This window comes from uncultured Haliea sp., from assembly GCF_963973825.1.
Classification (GTDB): Bacteria; Pseudomonadota; Gammaproteobacteria; order Pseudomonadales; family Halieaceae; genus Haliea.
On sequence record NZ_CAXBAE010000006.1, the window covers coordinates 12505 to 28052 of the forward strand.

Annotated in this window: 13 protein-coding genes; 8 read left to right on the top strand and 5 right to left on the bottom strand. The window is 62.9% G+C overall.

Annotated elements, in window-relative coordinates:
• Nucleotides 1–44: 44 nt before the first annotated feature.
• From AACZ17_RS08720 to AACZ17_RS08735, 4 genes are read right to left on the bottom strand one after another with little or no spacing between them, the layout of a single operon-like run.
• On the bottom strand, nt 45–1025 hold the full coding sequence (locus tag AACZ17_RS08720; protein WP_290738009.1) for a DUF3365 domain-containing protein: 981 nt from the start codon (nt 1023–1025) through the stop codon (nt 45–47).
• Between the two features lie 28 nt (nt 1026–1053).
• On the bottom strand, nt 1054–1188 hold the full coding sequence (locus AACZ17_RS08725; protein ID WP_339638142.1) for a hypothetical protein: 135 nt from the start codon (nt 1186–1188) through the stop codon (nt 1054–1056).
• Nucleotides 1188–2192, bottom strand: a complete 1005-nt coding sequence (cydB, locus tag AACZ17_RS08730) for a cytochrome d ubiquinol oxidase subunit II (protein WP_290737504.1) — start codon at nt 2190–2192, stop codon at nt 1188–1190. Before cydB ends, AACZ17_RS08725 begins: the two co-directional genes overlap by 1 nt.
• Before the next feature lies 1 nt (nt 2193).
• Nucleotides 2194–3600 carry a cytochrome ubiquinol oxidase subunit I gene (locus AACZ17_RS08735; protein ID WP_290737507.1) on the bottom strand — a complete coding sequence of 469 codons (1407 nt, stop codon included), beginning with the start codon at nt 3598–3600 and terminating at the stop codon, nt 2194–2196.
• A 100-nt stretch (nt 3601–3700) separates the two neighbouring features.
• On the opposite strand from AACZ17_RS08735, the gene AACZ17_RS08740 reads away from it, so the two are divergent.
• The 6 genes from AACZ17_RS08740 to AACZ17_RS08765 all read left to right on the top strand — a co-directional run bounded on the left by AACZ17_RS08740 (nt 3701) and on the right by AACZ17_RS08765 (nt 12311).
• Nucleotides 3701–4144 (top strand): Rrf2 family transcriptional regulator, encoded by a 444-nt coding sequence (locus AACZ17_RS08740; protein WP_290738012.1) that lies wholly within the window; start codon nt 3701–3703, stop codon nt 4142–4144.
• Between the two features lie 148 nt (nt 4145–4292).
• Complete coding sequence (gene leuS / locus AACZ17_RS08745) at nt 4293–6887, top strand: leucine--tRNA ligase (protein WP_290738014.1); 2595 nt, start codon at nt 4293–4295, stop codon at nt 6885–6887.
• Nucleotides 6888–6904: 17 nt separating this feature from the next.
• On the top strand, nt 6905–7405 hold the full coding sequence (gene lptE / locus AACZ17_RS08750; protein WP_290737510.1) for an LPS assembly lipoprotein LptE: 501 nt from the start codon (nt 6905–6907) through the stop codon (nt 7403–7405).
• On the top strand, nt 7405–8409 hold the full coding sequence (gene holA / locus AACZ17_RS08755; RefSeq protein ID WP_290737513.1) for a DNA polymerase III subunit delta: 1005 nt from the start codon (nt 7405–7407) through the stop codon (nt 8407–8409). Before lptE ends, holA begins: the two co-directional genes overlap by 1 nt.
• Nucleotides 8410–8529: 120 nt before the next feature.
• Entirely contained in the window at nt 8530–10680 is a 2151-nt protein-coding gene (locus AACZ17_RS08760) for an acetyl-CoA hydrolase/transferase C-terminal domain-containing protein (RefSeq protein ID WP_290737515.1), read from the top strand.
• A gap of 41 nt (nt 10681–10721) precedes the next feature.
• Nucleotides 10722–12311: a cation:proton antiporter gene (locus tag AACZ17_RS08765; protein WP_290737520.1), complete on the top strand. Its 1590-nt coding sequence runs from the start codon at nt 10722–10724 to the stop codon at nt 12309–12311.
• Here AACZ17_RS08765 and AACZ17_RS08770 read toward each other — a convergent pair.
• Entirely contained in the window at nt 12266–13477 is a 1212-nt protein-coding gene (locus AACZ17_RS08770) for an alkane 1-monooxygenase (protein WP_290737523.1), read from the bottom strand. The genes AACZ17_RS08765 and AACZ17_RS08770 overlap by 46 nt on opposite strands.
• 105 nt (nt 13478–13582) lie before the next feature.
• Here AACZ17_RS08770 and AACZ17_RS08775 point away from each other — a divergent pair, with 105 nt between their 5' ends.
• Complete coding sequence (locus AACZ17_RS08775) at nt 13583–14596, top strand: AraC family transcriptional regulator (RefSeq protein WP_290737526.1); 1014 nt, start codon at nt 13583–13585, stop codon at nt 14594–14596.
• 138 nt (nt 14597–14734) lie between these two features.
• A complete protein-coding gene (imuA, locus tag AACZ17_RS08780; protein ID WP_290737529.1) occupies nt 14735–15463 on the top strand; it encodes a translesion DNA synthesis-associated protein ImuA in 729 nt (242 codons plus the stop codon).
• Nucleotides 15464–15548: the final 85 nt, after the last annotated feature.

The following is a 15548-nucleotide window of genomic DNA, read 5'->3' on the forward strand; positions in this document are numbered from 1 at the left end:
CAGCCCCTGCGGGTGGCCAGGCCACCCGCGATTCCCGCCCCTAGCTACTGCGCTGGCATGGACACGACAAAAATACCGCGCAACTCGTTGACCCCGTAACCGACTGCCTGATCGTCGGGGTAACGCGCCCGCAGCGCGGCCTGTGTCTCGGCCTGCAACTCCACTCCCGGCCTACCGTGACATTGCAGACACAGGCCGTTGGTGACGATTGGATAATACGCCACAACCTCCTGCTTCACTCGCTGCACGGCGGGTGCCGGTTCGGTGCCTGCCGCAAGCGCAGACCGCGCCGTTGCCATGTAGGCCAGCTCCGCGGCAGTGGCCGCATTCGCGGGGTTGCGTGGGCGATCACTGACGCGTCGAACCGCAACGCCCTGTTCCGCCGCAGCCCCCTCGGTCAGCGGAATCGCACTGTCGTGACAGAAATCGATGGCCGCGACCGGACCGCCGGCGCTGATGGCCTGCTGGAGGTTACTGCCGAGAGTCGACTTGGCGCTCATCGCAACCTCTCTGCCGCGGCGCAGGTAATCCGCGTCTGTCACCAGCGTCGGTTGCCCCAGGCGCCGACGCTGCTGCTGTTCGGCCTGAAAATGCTGTTCGAACCAGCCCGGGGCCTCCAACGCACTGTGGTAGATGTAGTAGGCAATCTCCTCCACCATCACCTGGTCAAAAGGCATCTTGGGCATCAGGCCAAACCGGTCGATGGCACCGGGCATGCGCGCATTCTCCGCGGAGGGATCCTGCACGAAACTCACCAGACGATCCCGGAAAGCCTCGTAGGAGGTTCCCGGCTGAATGTAATGCTTCTTGATCGCCGCCATGGGCGGCGCCACGCGGTTTCCCGCAGACGCATCAGGGCTATGACAACTGAAGCACGCTGACTCCAGCGCCTGAAAGCCCGCTGTTAGTCGGGCCTGATCCAGCGCCGCGTCGGCCGACCGCCCGGCGACCTCCACAGTGTTCTGTGCAGCGCTTGCCAGGGGTACGACGCAGGCACCCAGAAACACCATCACGCAAAGCCTCATATTCACATTGCCTCCTTCTTCCGTGTGCTCACGGCAGCAAAATCCAGCGTAACAGAGCCGATACAGTGCCCACCACCAGCACACCGCAGAGCCAGAGGCCTATAAACCAGGCCCATTTTCTGCCCAGGCTGCCCTCTTCAGGCCGCGTTTCAATGTCGCGCATCAGTGATAGCCTCCGTCGCCATGACGCACTTTGCCGCGGAAAATCCAGTAGGAATACGCGGTGTAACCGAGTATGAGCGGCAACATGATCACTGCGCCCACCAGCATGAAGAGCAGGCTGGAATCAGGTGCAGCGGCTTCGTGGACGGTAATCGCGCGGGGCACAATATAGGGTGTGAAGCCTACACCGAGGCCGATAAAACACAGCCCCAGAAGCCCCAGGGTCGCCGGGTAGATCACCGCATCCCGCTGCCGCTGGATGCCCCAGGCCACGAGGCCCGCGATGCCGATCGTGAGCAATGGCACGGGTGCCAACCAATAAAAATGGGGCAATGTGAACCAGCGCGCAAAGATGTCAGGAGACAGAAACGGCGTCCACAGACTGACCACGCCGACAAAGAAGAACGTGCCCATGGCGGCTCTTTTAACCAGACGGTACGCCTGCTGGCGCAGCGCTCCATCCGTTTTCAACACCAGCCAGCCAGCCCCCAGAAGGGCGTAACCCGCACACAGCGCCACACCAACCGTGAGTGTAAAGGGGGTCAACCAGTCCCACCAGCCGCCGGCATAGGCGCGCCCTTCAACTTCAATGCCCTGGACAAATGCGCCCAGAACAACACCCTGCATAAAGGTTGCGACGACGGAACCGAAGACAAAGCTGGCGTCCCATATCCGCTCATGCGCCTTGTCGCGCCAGCGGTATTCGAACGCCACGCCGCGAAACACCAGTGCCAGCAACATGACGATAAATGGCGCGTACAACGCGGGCATGACAACCGCGTAGGCCAGTGGGAACGCGGCAAACAGGCCGCCACCGCCAAGGATCAGCCAGGTCTCATTCCCGTCCCAGACCGGCGCAACCGTGTTCATCGCAGTATCCCGGTCCTGGTCCGTGGCAAGGAATGGAAATAGCAGACCAATTCCCAGATCGAAACCATCCAGCGCCACGTAGATAAAGATGCCCAGGGCCAGCAGCCCGGCCCAGATCACGGGTAAATCCAACATATCAGGCGCCTCCTTTGCTGGCAGCTGTTTTCAGGGAGGCCACGGGGGTTGTGCCCGCAGCACGCAGCGGAGCCCCCGCCTCGGGCCCCTGACCATCAGGCGGTGCATGCATCATGCGAATAATGTAATAGGTACCGGCCCCGAACAGGGCGAAATACACGACGATGAAGGCCAACAGCGAGGCCGCTACCGCAGGTGCATCCACAGGTGCGAGGGATTCGCTGGTGCGCAGAAGCCCATACACGGTGAAGGGCTGCCGCCCGACCTCAGTTACAATCCAACCCGCCAACACAGCGACAAAGCCGGAAGGGCCCATCCACACGGCAGCGCGCTGCAACCACCGCGTGTCGTACAGTCGGCCACGCAAGCGCAGCCAGGCGGAATACACGCCGATCAGTGCCATCAGCGTGCCAATCAACAGCATGACCCTGAAAGACCAGAACACCATCCCGATCGGAGGCCTGTCCGCTGCCGGTACGTCAGTCAGGCCCGGAGTCTCACCGTTGATATCGTGGGTGAGCACCAGTGCAGACGCGTAGGGAATGCCGAGCTCAAACGTGTTTTCCTCTGCCGCCGCATCAGGCCAGGCCAGCAGGAGAAACGGTGCACCGGTCTGTCGCTGCCAATGCCCTTCCATGGCGGCTACCTTGATGGGCTGATGCTCAAGTGTGTTGAGACCGTGCAGGTCGCCGGCAAAAATCTGCATCGGTGCGACGAAAGTCGCCATCCACATGGCCATTGAGAACATCTTGCGCGCCTCCGGGTTAGCCGTGTCCCGCAACAGGTGCCACGCCCCAACACCACCCACCACGAACGAGACGGTCAGGTACGAAGCCAGCGTCATGTGGACCAGGCGATACGGAAAGCTGGGATTGAAGATTATCGCCAGCCAGTCTTCGGGCACAAACTGCCCGAGCGCATTCATGGCATGGCCCGTGGGCGTTTGCATCCAGCTGTTGACCGACAGGATCCAGGTTGCTGACAACAGCGTGCCAAACGCGACCATGGCTGTGGCGAGGAAATGCAGCCGCCGACCTACGCGCTCCATGCCAAACAGCATGATGCCCAGAAATCCCGCCTCAAGGAAAAACGCTGTCAGCACTTCATAGGCAAGCAGCGGGCCAATGACCGGCCCTGCCTTGTCAGAAAATACACTCCAGTTGGTCCCGAACTGGTAGGACATCACCAGACCGGACACCACGCCCATGCCAAATGCCACGGCAAATATCCGCAGCCAGTATTTGTACAGGTTCAGATACACGGGGTTGTCCGTCTTCAACCACAGGGCCTCCAGCACCAGCAGATAGCTGGCAAGGCCAATGGAAAACGAAGGAAAAATGATGTGAAAAGACACAGTAAAGGCAAACTGGATTCGCGCAAGCATCGATGCGTCGAAAAATTCAAACACGGTTAACCCCTTGCTTCGGCATTAAGTGATATCTAATATAGTATTTATAATTCGGCCGATATAAGCAACCACTAATATAAATTTTTCAGGAGTCGCCGCTATCCGCCTCACTGCCTACACCAACTATTCCCTGCGCATTCTCATGTATTGTGCCAGCCACCCAGGGCGGCTGGTGCGCATCGCCGACATCGCAGCCGCCTTCGATATCTCCAGAGCCCATCTGCTGAAGTCCGCACGGCATCTGGGGCAACTGGGCTACCTGTCGACCATGCGCGGACGACATGGTGGCATTCAACTGGGGATGGCCCCGGAGCGGATACGAGTTGGCGAGGTGGTGCGGAAACTCGAGGACAGCGGCGACTTTGTAGAGTGCTTCAACCCCGCCACCAACAGCTGCCCGCTGGCAGGAGCCTGCAAGTTAACGGGGCTTTTCCACCGGGGCGTGGAGGCGTTCTACCGGGAGCTTGATGATACAAGTCTCGCTGATCTTGTCGGCGATGGGGCTGCACTGCGCGACCGACTGCCACTGCTGCACCTCGCCTGATGTGCGGCGCGGGCTGCACACCCCGCACCGCGGCCTTCGCCGCCCGCACTGAATACTGATAGAATCGCGTTTTTTTGCACCGGACCCGCAGCCGCCGCATGTCGGTTGCCAGAGGTCCGTGCCCGGACCAGTTGAGTACACCGAAGCAATGGACCCCCATTACCAGCCCAAAATCCTCGAACAGGCGGCCCAGGAATACTGGCAGACCGAGCAGAGTTTTGCCGTGCACAAGGACGACAGCCGGGAGAAATTCTACTGTCTCGCCATGTTCCCCTACCCCAGTGGCAAACTGCACATGGGCCATGTGCGCAACTACACCATCACCGATGTCATTTCCCGCTACCAGCGCATGCTCGGCAAGAACGTACTACACCCGATGGGCTGGGATGCCTTCGGGCTGCCGGCCGAAAATGCGGCCGTGCAGAACAAGACGGCTCCCGCCGCCTGGACCTACAAGAACATCGCCTACATGAAGGGCCAGCTGCAGAGCCTGGGATTCGGCTTCGACTGGTCGCGCGAGCTCGCCACCTGCCAGCCAGCCTACTACCGCTGGGAGCAATGGTTCTTCACCCGGCTCTACGAAAAAGGGCTGGTGTACAAGAAAATGGCCACGGTCAACTGGGACCCGGTGGACCAGACCGTGCTCGCCAACGAGCAGGTGATCGACGGCCGCGGGTGGCGCTCCGGCGCGCTGGTGGAGCGCCGGGAAATTCCCCAGTGGTTCATTCGCATCACCGCCTACGCCGAGGAACTGCTGGCGGACCTTGAGCAGCTGCCGCACTGGCCGGAACAGGTCCGTACCATGCAGCGCAACTGGATCGGCAAGAGCCGCGGGGTTGACCTGGGCTTTGACCTCACCACCCCGGTCGCCGGCATGGAACGCATCGAGGTATACACCACGCGGCCCGACACGCTGTTCGGCGTCACCTACATGTGCCTCGCCGCCGAGCACCCGGTCACCCGCGCCCTGGCAGAGAACAATCCGCAGTTACAGGCCTTTATCGAAGCCTGCAAGACCCAGTCCTCGGCAGAGGCCGATATGGCCACCATGGAAAAGCGCGGACTGGATACGGGGCTGCGCGCCATCAACCCGCTCAACGGTGAGCAGGTGCCCGTGTGGGTGGCCAACTACGTGCTGATGGACTATGGCTCGGGTGCGATCATGGCGGTACCGGCGCACGACCAGCGCGACTGGGAGTTTGCCCGCACCTACAAGCTGCCGATACGGCCCGTGATAGCCGCAGAAGACGGCGCCGAAGCCGACCTCAGCCAGGCCGCGGCCACCGTCAAGGGCACCTTGATCAACTCCGGCGCGTTTGACGGTCTGACGTCGGAGGAAGCGTTTACCGCCATCGCCGACCGGCTGGAACAAGCCGGGCGCGGTCGGGTCACCACGAATTACCGGTTACGTGACTGGGGCGTCTCCCGACAGCGGTACTGGGGCGCGCCCATCCCGATGCTCAACCTGCCCGAGGGCGGGGAAATTCCGGTACCAGCGCATAAATTACCGGTATTGCTGCCCGAAGACGTGCAGATGGACGGCGTTATCTCACCGATCAAGGCCGACCCGGCATGGCGTCAGGACGAGCTCGACGGCAGGCCCGTGGAGCGTGAAACCGATACCTTCGACACCTTCATGGAGTCCAGCTGGTACTACGCCCGCTATACCTGCCCCGATTTCGAAGATGGCATGCTGGACCCGGAGCTGGCCAATTACTGGCTTCCGGTTGACCAGTATGTCGGCGGCATTGAACACGCCATTCTGCATCTGCTGTATGCCCGGTTCTTCCACAAGCTGATGCGTGACGAAGGCCTGGTCACCTCGAGCGAGCCCTTTGAACGCCTGCTCTGCCAGGGCATGGTGCTGGCGGAATCGTTTTACCGGGAGGGCCCCGGTGGTAGCCGGGTCTGGGTGGCACCGACGGATGTCGACGTGGAGCGCGACGACCGCGGGCGCGTGGTGCGTGCCGTTGAACGCAACACCGGCGAGGCCGTGATCTCCGGTGGCGTGACCAAGATGTCGAAGTCCAAGAACAATGGTATCGACCCGCACTCCGCGGTTGAGACCTTCGGCGCGGACACGGTACGCCTGTTCACCATGTTTGCTGCACCGCCGGAGCAAACACTGGAGTGGCACGATGCCGGTGTCGAAGGCGCGAGCCGCTTTCTGCGCAAACTGTGGAAGCTGGTGCATGCGCACCTGGAAGCCGGCCCGGCAGCGGGGCAGCCCGCAGCGGCCTCCGGCGACGCGGAGCGCCAGCTGCGTCGCAAGACCCACGAAACCATCGCCAAGGTGAGCGATGACTACGGTCGCAGACAGACTTTCAACACGGCGATCGCCGCCATCATGGAACTGTGCAACGACATCGCGCGACTCGACCAGTCACACGCCGAGGCGCGCAGCGTCGTGCGCGAGGCCCTGCAGGCCGTGGTGCTGATGCTCAGCCCCATTGTGCCGCATATCTGCCACCACCTCTGGCCGCTGCTGGACGGCACCGGCCCGCTGCTGGACGCACCCTGGCCCGCCGTGGATGAGTCAGCGCTGGTGCGCGACAGCATTGACATGGCGGTACAGGTCAATGGCAAGGTGCGCGCGCAGATTTCCGTGCCGGCAGATGCGGACAAGTCAGCCGTGCAGGCAGAAGCCATGGCCCAGGACAATGTGCAGCGGTTCCTGGAGGGGGTGACTGTGCGCAAGGTGATTGTGGTGCCGGGGAAACTCGTTAACATAGTGGCTAACTGATGGCCGGGACGTTACCCATGGTACGCATAGCATCGACCCTGTTTCTGGCCATCCTGCTGAGCGCCTGCGGCTTCCAGCTGCGGGGCGCTGCCAGCTCCACCGGACTCCCCGCCGAGTGGCGGCAACTGCACCTGGAAACCGGCAGCCCGAACAGCGAATTCACCCGGGAACTGCGCTCCCGTTTCTCTGCCAACGGTATCGAATGGGTGGATCGCAAGGACGCCGCCTATATCCTGCAGCTCGAGCCCGAGCGCTTCAGCCAGCGCAACCTGTCGCTCACCAGTGAGGCGCGGGCAGCGGAATTCGAACTCACCCTGCAAACCCGCTTCACGGTACGCGCACCGGACGGGTCGATCGCTATGGAACCCTCGGAGGCCGTCGTCACCAAGCAGATGGAAAACGATCCCAGCAATGTGGTGGGCAAAGCGGAAGAGATTCGCATCCTGCAGGCGGAGATGCGCGGCGAACTGGCGCAACAGATTCTGCGCCGGATCGGATTCCACGCCGCAGCCCAATAATGCAGCTCAAGGCGGAGCAACTCGCCAAACACCTGCAGGACCAGTGCCTGCCGGTTTACCTGTTGACGGGCGATGAGCCGCTGCTGCTGCAGGAGTGTGCCGACCTCGTACGCAGCGCGGCTCGCGCCGCCGGATGCACGGAGCGCGAGGTGCTGGATACAGCACCCAAAGACTTCAGCTGGGAAGCACTGCTGCACAGCGCCGCGGAATTGTCCCTGTTCGGGGAGCGCAAGGTGATTGAGCTGCGTCTCCCGGACGGCAAGCCGGGCGCCGAGGGCAGCAAGGCGCTCTGTGCCTACCTGGAGCAGGCCAGCGGCGACGACGTACTCCTCGTCATCAGCGGCAAAATCGACCGCCAGTCCCAGAACAGCAAGTGGTTCAAGGCGCTGGACAAAGTCGGCGCCGTGGTCCAGGTGTGGCCCGTAACCGCGCGCGACATGCCCCGCTGGCTGCGCCAGAGACTGGGCCAGGCGGGTCTGGGCATTGATGAGGATGCACTGGAACTGCTCGCCGAACGTCTCGAGGGCAATCTGTATGCAGCCGTACAGGAAGTCGAAAAGCTGAAACTGCTGGCCGGCGGGGATAACGTCACCCTGCAGACAGTCACTACCGCTGTGCTGGACAACGCGCGCTACAACCTCTTCACCATGGTCGATACCGCGCTGGCCGGCAAACCCGAAGCGACCTTGCGCATGCTGCACGGCCTGCGGGCCGAGGGCACCGATGTCGTGCCGCTGCTGTGGGCGGTGGCACGGGAAATTCGTACGCTGTATGCGCTGCAGCTCGAGGTCGAGGCATGCCAGCCGCTGGGCACCGTGCTCAACAGTCACCGGGTCTGGAAGAGCCGCGAAGCTGCCGTCACCCGCGCCCTGCGACGCCACAGCAGTCGCACTCTGGGCGCTCTGCTGCAGGATGCATTGCAGGTCGATGGCAGCGTCAAGGGCTATGCCGACGGTAACCCCTGGGATCGCCTGGACCGCCTCCTGCTGACCCTCGCCGGCTGATCTCCCCTTCCGGCCACCCGGCGGCTGCCGGCCTTGCGCCAGATCAAGATACCCCCCTGGCGCCTGTGCTTTGATAGTCTTGTTCCTGCACCAAAAAAACTGGCAAAGAGCGAGATGACCATGACAGAGCGGTTTGCAACAGCGGAAGCCTGCGTCGATTACACAATCGCCAGGCTGGGTAAGACAATTCGACTGGGTGCCCCACTCGGCCTGGGCAAACCGGTGCAGCTGATCAATGCGTTTTTCCGGCGTGCCGAGCAGGATCCGGACATTGAGCTGCACATCTACACCGCTCTGTCGCTGGAGGTGCCCAAGCCCGCCAGTCACATTGAGGCGGAGCTGGCCGGCCCCATTGTGGAGCGTATTTTTGGCGACTATGAACCGCTGGCGTATATGGAGGCCCAGCGCGCTGGCGGGCTGCCGCCCAACATCCAGGTGAGCGAGCTGTACTTCAAAGCCGGATCAATGAAAAACATGCCCGCAGCGCAGCAGCAGTACATCTCCAGCAATTACACGCACATTGCCCGCGACATGATGGCCGCCGGGGTGAACGTGCTGCTGCAACTGGTGGCCGCGCGCGATACGGACCACGGGCTGTCACTCAGCCTGTCCTGCAACCCGGACGTGGCGCTGGATGTCATTCGCAGCAAGCGCGCACAAGGGCAGAACGATTTCCTCTGCTTTGCCCAGGTTCACCGGGATCTCCCCTTCATGCGCCATGACGCGGAAGTGCCCGCCACCCTGTTTGACGGCGTTGTAGAAAACCCGGCGTACCAGCGCACCCTGTTTGCCGTGCCCAACGCCGCTGTACCCGCCGCCGACTACGCCACCGCGCTACATGCCAGCACGCTGGTGGTGGACGGCGGCACCCTGCAAATCGGTATCGGCGCCCTGGGCGATGCGGTCGCCCATGCGCTTATCCTGCGCCAGCAAGAGCCCGCCGCCTGGCAGGACGCGGTCGACAGGCTGACCCGTATCGACAGCGGCTGCCAAACCGAACACGGCCCGTTCGAGCAGGGCCTCTACGTCTCCACGGAGATGTTCGTCAACGGCATGCTGCACCTGATGGAGGCCGGGGTCGTGAAGCGCCGGGTCTACGACCTGCTCGCGCTGCAACAGGGTCTGAATGACGGGCTGATTTCAGAAGCGATCGATGCCCGCCTGCTGGACTATCTGCGCCGCTGCAATGTGCTGCCCGAACAACTGACGCCCGAATGCCTGCAAACCCTGCAGTACTGGGGCATTCTGCCAGACACACTGGAACTGGCCGAGGGCGGACTGTCACTGGAGGGCGCTACCCTGGCCAATAGCATGGAGGATCCGGCTACGCGGGCCGCCCTCGTGAAAGCCGGTGAGGGGCGGCGCTTGCGTCACGGCCGGGTGCTGCACGGCGGTTTCTTCCTCGGGCCGCGGGATTTCTACCAGAAACTGCGCGACCTGGATGACGCCGGACAGGAACGCATCTGCATGACCAGCGTACTGCGCACCAACCAGCTGTTGCTGGACTACCCGCTGTACTGTGCCCAGAGGCGCCACGCCCGCTTCATCAATACCGGGATGATGGTCAGCCTGAGCGGCGCCGTCACCTCCGACGCGCTGGAGAACGGTACCGTGATCAGCGGTGTGGGCGGCCAGTACAACTTTGTTGCCATGGCCCACGACCTGCCCGGCGCACGCTCGGTGCTGTGCATACGCAGCACCCGGGGCAAGGGCAAGGCACTGCGCTCGAACATTGTGACGCACTACGGGCACACCACCATCCCCCGTCACCTGCGCGACATCATCGTCACCGAGTACGGCATTGCAGACCTGCGTGGCCAGACGGATGCCGAGGTCATTCGACGCCTGATCGCCATTGCCGACAGCCGTTTCCAGCAGGAACTGGCCGACTGGGCCATCGAACAGGGCAAACTGCCCGCAGACTACGAGGTCCCGGCTGCCGCCCGCAACAACACGCCCTACCGCATCGCCAAGGCCCTCAGTTCACACATCGCAGATGGACGCCTGCCCGCCTACCCCTTCGGCACCGACCTCACCCCGGAGGAGCTCACCCTGAGCGCCAGCCTGCGGCGCATCAAGGCCCTCAGCGATGAGCCGGCGACATTCCTGCGGGAAGTCCTGCGCGCGCTGCTGCACCGCGGCGACAAGGAGGCCGCGCGGCCCTGGCTGGAACGCATCCATCTCATGCACCCCGACAGCAGTCGTGACTTTATCGTGCAGCAGCTCTTGATGCTGGAGCTGGAGGAACACGGGCTGTTGAAAGTGCGGTAGTATCGGCTTCACCATCGGAAGAGTGCCGCCGGGGCCACTGCGTGTTCGAAGTCGTCTGTATTTCCTTTGCCTTCTTTTTCGGCCTCGCCGTGCGCCAGGTGGGGCTGCCGCCGCTGGTCGGCTTCCTCGCGGCCGGCTTTGCCATCAACCTGCTGGGGCCCGGCCTCGGCATGCCGAGCAAAAGCGGCGACATTCTCAACCACGTTGCCCACCTGGGTGTACTGATCCTGCTGTTCACTGTGGGCCTGAAGCTGAAGCTGCGCCAGATCGCCCAGCCCCAGGTACTCGGCGGTGCCTTGCTGCACTTCGGTATCAGCGTTGCGGTTTTCACCCCGGGCCTGCACCTGCTGCTGGCAACCGACTGGCAGACGTCCCTGCTGCTGGGCATTGCGCTGTCCTTTTCATCGACGGTACTGGCCGCCAAGCTGCTCGAATCGCGTCGGGAACTGGCGGTGTTTCACGGCCGAACCGCCATCGGCATTCTCATTGTGCAGGATATTATCGCACTGGTGGTGCTCGCCGTATTCAGCGGGCAGAGCCCCAATATCTGGGCACTGGGTATCTTCCTGCTGCCTTTCGTACGCCCTTTCCTGTACTGGCTGCTGGATTTCGCCGGCCACGATGAATTGCTGGTGCTGATGGGCATGCTGCTGGCACTGGTCATCGGCGGCATGGGCTTCACCGCCATGGGCCTCAGCTCCGAGATCGGTGCGCTGGTGATGGGTGTCCTGCTCTCCAACCACCGCCGCTCACAGGAACTGGCCGAATCACTGTGGGGGTTGCGCGAGGTGTTTCTCGTCGGCTTCTTCCTGCAGATCGGCATGTCTGGCCTGCCGGATGTCGATGCGCTGCTGTTTGCGCTGGGCGTGGGCCTGATGCTGCCGCTGAAGGGCCTGCTGTTCTTCCTGTTGCTCACGGCGTTCCGCCTGCGCGCGCGCACCTCCTTCCTCGCCGCCATCAGCCTGACTGCCTACAGTGAGTTCGGCCTCATCGTCGCCGGGATACTGCTGCCCGAGTGGATCGTGCCGCTGGCCATAGCCGTGTCGGTCTCCTTTGTCATCGCGGCGCCGTTGAACCGCACGGCTCATCGCCTTTACGCGCGTCTGGAACCCCGTCTGCAGCCCTTTGAGCGCATCACCATACACCCCGACGAGCAACCCACCAGCCTGGGGGACGCGGACGTGTTGATTTTCGGCATGGGCCGCACGGGCACCGCCGCCTATGACCAGCTGAAAAAACAGGGGCTGCAACCCGCCGGGCTGGATGGCGATACCTACAAGGCGCGGGCACACGCGGAGGCCGGCCGCAACGTGGTGTTTGCCGATGCCGAGGACAGCAACTTCTGGCGCGGTGTGGATATCAGCCAGATCAAGGCCGCGGTACTGGCCATGGATGACATCGGCTCCAAGGTGGTGGCGGCGCGCAGCCTGCGCGCCAAGGGATTCACCGGGCCAATCATCTCCCACGCGCTGCACGAAGATCACGTCGAGCGCATCACCGACGCCGGGGCGACGCACACCTACCTCACCATGAACCAGGCCGGCATCGGGCTGGCTGACCGCACAGTCAATGTGCTGCAGGAGGCTCAGCCCGCGGAGGCTACCTCCACCGCCGCGGAGGCATCGCCGTAACGGGCTTCGATAGCCGCCCGGTGGCGAGGATCGATATTGACCTTGCTCAGGTCGCCGCGGATATGCGGCAGGGCCAGCAGGCGAGGGTCCATGACCCGGTACCAGAGCCACGGAATGTAGGCCAGCAGATACATGCCGTAATAGCCGTTGGGCAACTCGGGAATATCAGCGAAATTGCGCAGACTCTGGTAGCGCCGGGTGGGATTCGCGTGATGATCCGAGTGGCGCTCGAGGTGAAACAGCACAATATTGCTGAAGATGTAATTCGCGTTCCAGCTGTGGTGCGGCTGGCAGCGCTCGTAGCGGCCATTGGCCTCCCGCTGGCGCAACAGGCCGTAGTGTTCGATGTAGTTGGCGCTGGTCAGCTGAAACCAGGCCCAGACATTGTGTACCGCCAGGAACGGCAGCATCACCCAGCCGAAGGCCAGTAACAGTCCACCCTGCAGCACCAGGCTGATGGCGAAGGACTGCAGGATATCGTTGTGCAGGCTCCAGGGGCTTTTGCCGAGGCGTTGCAGGCGCTCGCTCTCAACCGCCCAGCCGCGCCGGAAAGCACCGGGGATCTCGCGCCAGACAAACCGGTAGATGGATTCCCCCATGCGCGCGCTGGCAGGGTCTTCAGGCGTCGCCACATCGCGGTGATGGCCGCGGTTGTGCTCAATGCAGAAGTGGCCATAGGCCGGCACCGCCAGCACAATCTTGGCCAGCAGCCGCTCCAGTTCCGGCTTCTTGTGCCCCAGCTCATGGGCAGTGTTGATGCCGAGGCCACTGTAACTGCCGGCGGTGATTGCCATCACAATCACCGACCAGGCACTGAGTGGCTGGGTGCCCACGAACCAGGCAATGACGATGAGTACCACAAAGTGCATGGGCACCGTGAACCAGGTGAGCAGCCGGTAATAGCGATCGTCCTCCAGCTGCGGCACGATCTCCTCGGGCGGGTTGTTGGTGTCGGAACCGAGGGCGTAATCCAGCACGGGAATCACCAGGTAGGAGAACAGCAGCGGCACCAGCAGCAGCCATTCGGCGCCCCAGTAAAAATACAGGCCAACGCCCAACAGGGGGAACAGCGGCATGAAGAGGGACGACATCCACAGGTAGCGCTTGTGGTCGGTGTATTCAATCAACCCCTGCTCGGGGTGTTGCAGCCGGTAGGTGACACTCATTGCTCTATCCTTACTGTTATTTGCACGCAGTGTAGTACGGGAGCGGCCCGGGCAGACTTTCATTAAATGACATATCATTAGTCATTTAATGACATCTGGTGCCCTGTGACCCGCACGCTGGACGTATCCGCCACCTACGCTCGCCTGCTGCTGCACTCGGACCGCTGCCCGCTGCCGCTGCTGCTGGAGGGCACTGGCCTGAATGCAGCGCGGCTGGCAGGTGAGGACTACATCGACTGGCGCCTGCTGGCGCGCCTGTTTCGCAACTTCGCCCGCCAGCAGGCGCAACCTGCTTGGCCTGCCGAACTCGGCGAACAGTTCAGCATGGCGGCACACGGGCCACTGGGCTTCGCCGCATTGAGCGCGCCGACGCTGGGTGCGGCGCTGGATGTCATGGCGCGCTACACCGCCGTGCGCATCACCACGGTCACAGTGGCCACCGCAACACAGGCAGACCGCTTTCTGCTCACGATGCAGGATGAAACCGGTGACCCGCTGTTTGCCCACTGGATCGAGGCCATTGTGTTCAAAGTGCTGGAGTCATTGCTCAGCGCCATCCTCGGTCACCCGGTGGGGGACAACGTGATACTGGCGTTCAGCGGCGCAGCGCCACGGGATCCACAGGCGCTGGCGGCCTGTTATGCGGCCCGGGTGCAGTTTGCTGCGCCCGTCGCCTCGTTGTCGGTGCCCGCCACCTGGTTGCCCCTGCCCTCGCCCCTGTACGACGAAGCGGTATACCGCAGTAACCTCGCGCGCTGCCAGGATACCCTGGCGGGCAGGTCCAGCCAGATGGGTGCGTCACAGCGCGTACAGATGCTGCTGCGCAGCCACTTCGAGGCCAGTCGCCTGCAGCCTGCCCCGCCGCCGACACTGGAGCAGCTGGCAGACCAACTGCACCTCACGCCACGCACCCTGATCCGCCACCTGCAACAGGACGGGGCGAGCTATCGCGACATTCTGGAACAGCTGCGCCAGAACTGCGCCGCAGAACTGTTGCGCGATGCGCGCTACAGTGTGGCCGATGTGGCAGACATACTGGGCTACCGGGAACAGGCCAATTTCGGCCGCGCCTTCCGCCGCTGGTTTGGCCTGTCGCCATCCGTCTGGCGAAGACAGTAGTACAGCGTGTCGACCTGTCGCCCAGACAGGCAGGTTCAGGCTGCCCCCTGTCACCAGCCAGCAGATTCACTTGCATTCCCTTCGGAGGGCAACTACTGTACATGCATACAGTATGAAAATCTTCGGAGGCAAGCCATCATGAACGAAGCACTGAAACAGATTATTCTCCGCCGCGATACCTGGCGCGGACGCAGCGGCCACTTCGGCGGGCTACCACACTCCGCCAACAGCGATGCCCACAGCGGTGGCCTGGAAACAGGCTACCGGGCGCTGGATGCTGCACTGCTGCAGGGCGGGTGGCCGGAAGCCACTGCCGTCGAAGTGCTTAGCGACAGCTCCGGCATGGGCGCCATGGGCCTGTTCCTGCCCGCCATGGAGCGGCTCAGCGCGCAGGGGCGCTGGCAGGCGTTTATCGCCCCCCCCTGGACGCCCTATGCGCCCCTGCTGGCCGCTCGCGGTATTGACACACAGCAGGTGCTGCTGGTGCATCCCCGCAGCCGCGAGGATCTGCTCTGGAGCATTGAGCAGGCCTTGCGCAGCAGCACCTGCAGCGCAGTTTTCAGCTGGCTGGGCAACAGCCAGTACCGCTACAGCGAGCTGCGCAAACTGCAGCTGGCCGCAGCGGACAGCGACACCCTGTGTGTACTGTTTCGTTCACAGCAGGCCGCTGCGGAAAGCTCGCCCGTGGGTCTGCGCCTGCAAATGCGCGAATACCGCAAGGTGCATATCCTCAAGCAGCGCGGCGGCCAGCAGCAGGTGGATGTGAACCTGTCACCCAGCGACGAACTGCCGCACCAGCCACAGCTGTGGGAATTGCCGGCCTGGCCGGCCACCGTGGCGGGCAGCAGCGCAATGAGTGCCGGTTGAGGCAGGTCAATTGTTTCCCGACTGGCTGACCGCTAGCATAGGGTCCTGCGGATGAACTGCCCTTGGGAGGTCATCTTGGTACAGC

Excerpts from the sequence above, each read along its gene's own strand:
- AACZ17_RS08720 (WP_290738009.1), bottom strand. The coding sequence starts at position 1,025 with ATGAGGCTTTGCGTGATGGTGTTTCTGGGTGCCTGCGTCGTACCCCTG.
- imuA (WP_290737529.1), top strand. The coding sequence starts at position 14,735 with ATGAACGAAGCACTGAAACAGATTATTCTCCGCCGCGATACCTGGCGC.
- lptE (WP_290737510.1), top strand. The coding sequence starts at position 6,905 with ATGGTACGCATAGCATCGACCCTGTTTCTGGCCATCCTGCTGAGCGCC.
- AACZ17_RS08760 (WP_290737515.1), top strand. The coding sequence starts at position 8,530 with ATGACAGAGCGGTTTGCAACAGCGGAAGCCTGCGTCGATTACACAATC.
- AACZ17_RS08770 (WP_290737523.1), bottom strand. The coding sequence starts at position 13,477 with ATGAGTGTCACCTACCGGCTGCAACACCCCGAGCAGGGGTTGATTGAA.
- holA (WP_290737513.1), top strand. The coding sequence starts at position 7,405 with ATGCAGCTCAAGGCGGAGCAACTCGCCAAACACCTGCAGGACCAGTGC.
- cydB (WP_290737504.1), bottom strand. The coding sequence starts at position 2,192 with ATGTTGGATTTACCCGTGATCTGGGCCGGGCTGCTGGCCCTGGGCATC.
- leuS (WP_290738014.1), top strand. The coding sequence starts at position 4,293 with ATGGACCCCCATTACCAGCCCAAAATCCTCGAACAGGCGGCCCAGGAA.
- AACZ17_RS08725 (WP_339638142.1), bottom strand. The coding sequence starts at position 1,188 with ATGCGCGACATTGAAACGCGGCCTGAAGAGGGCAGCCTGGGCAGAAAA.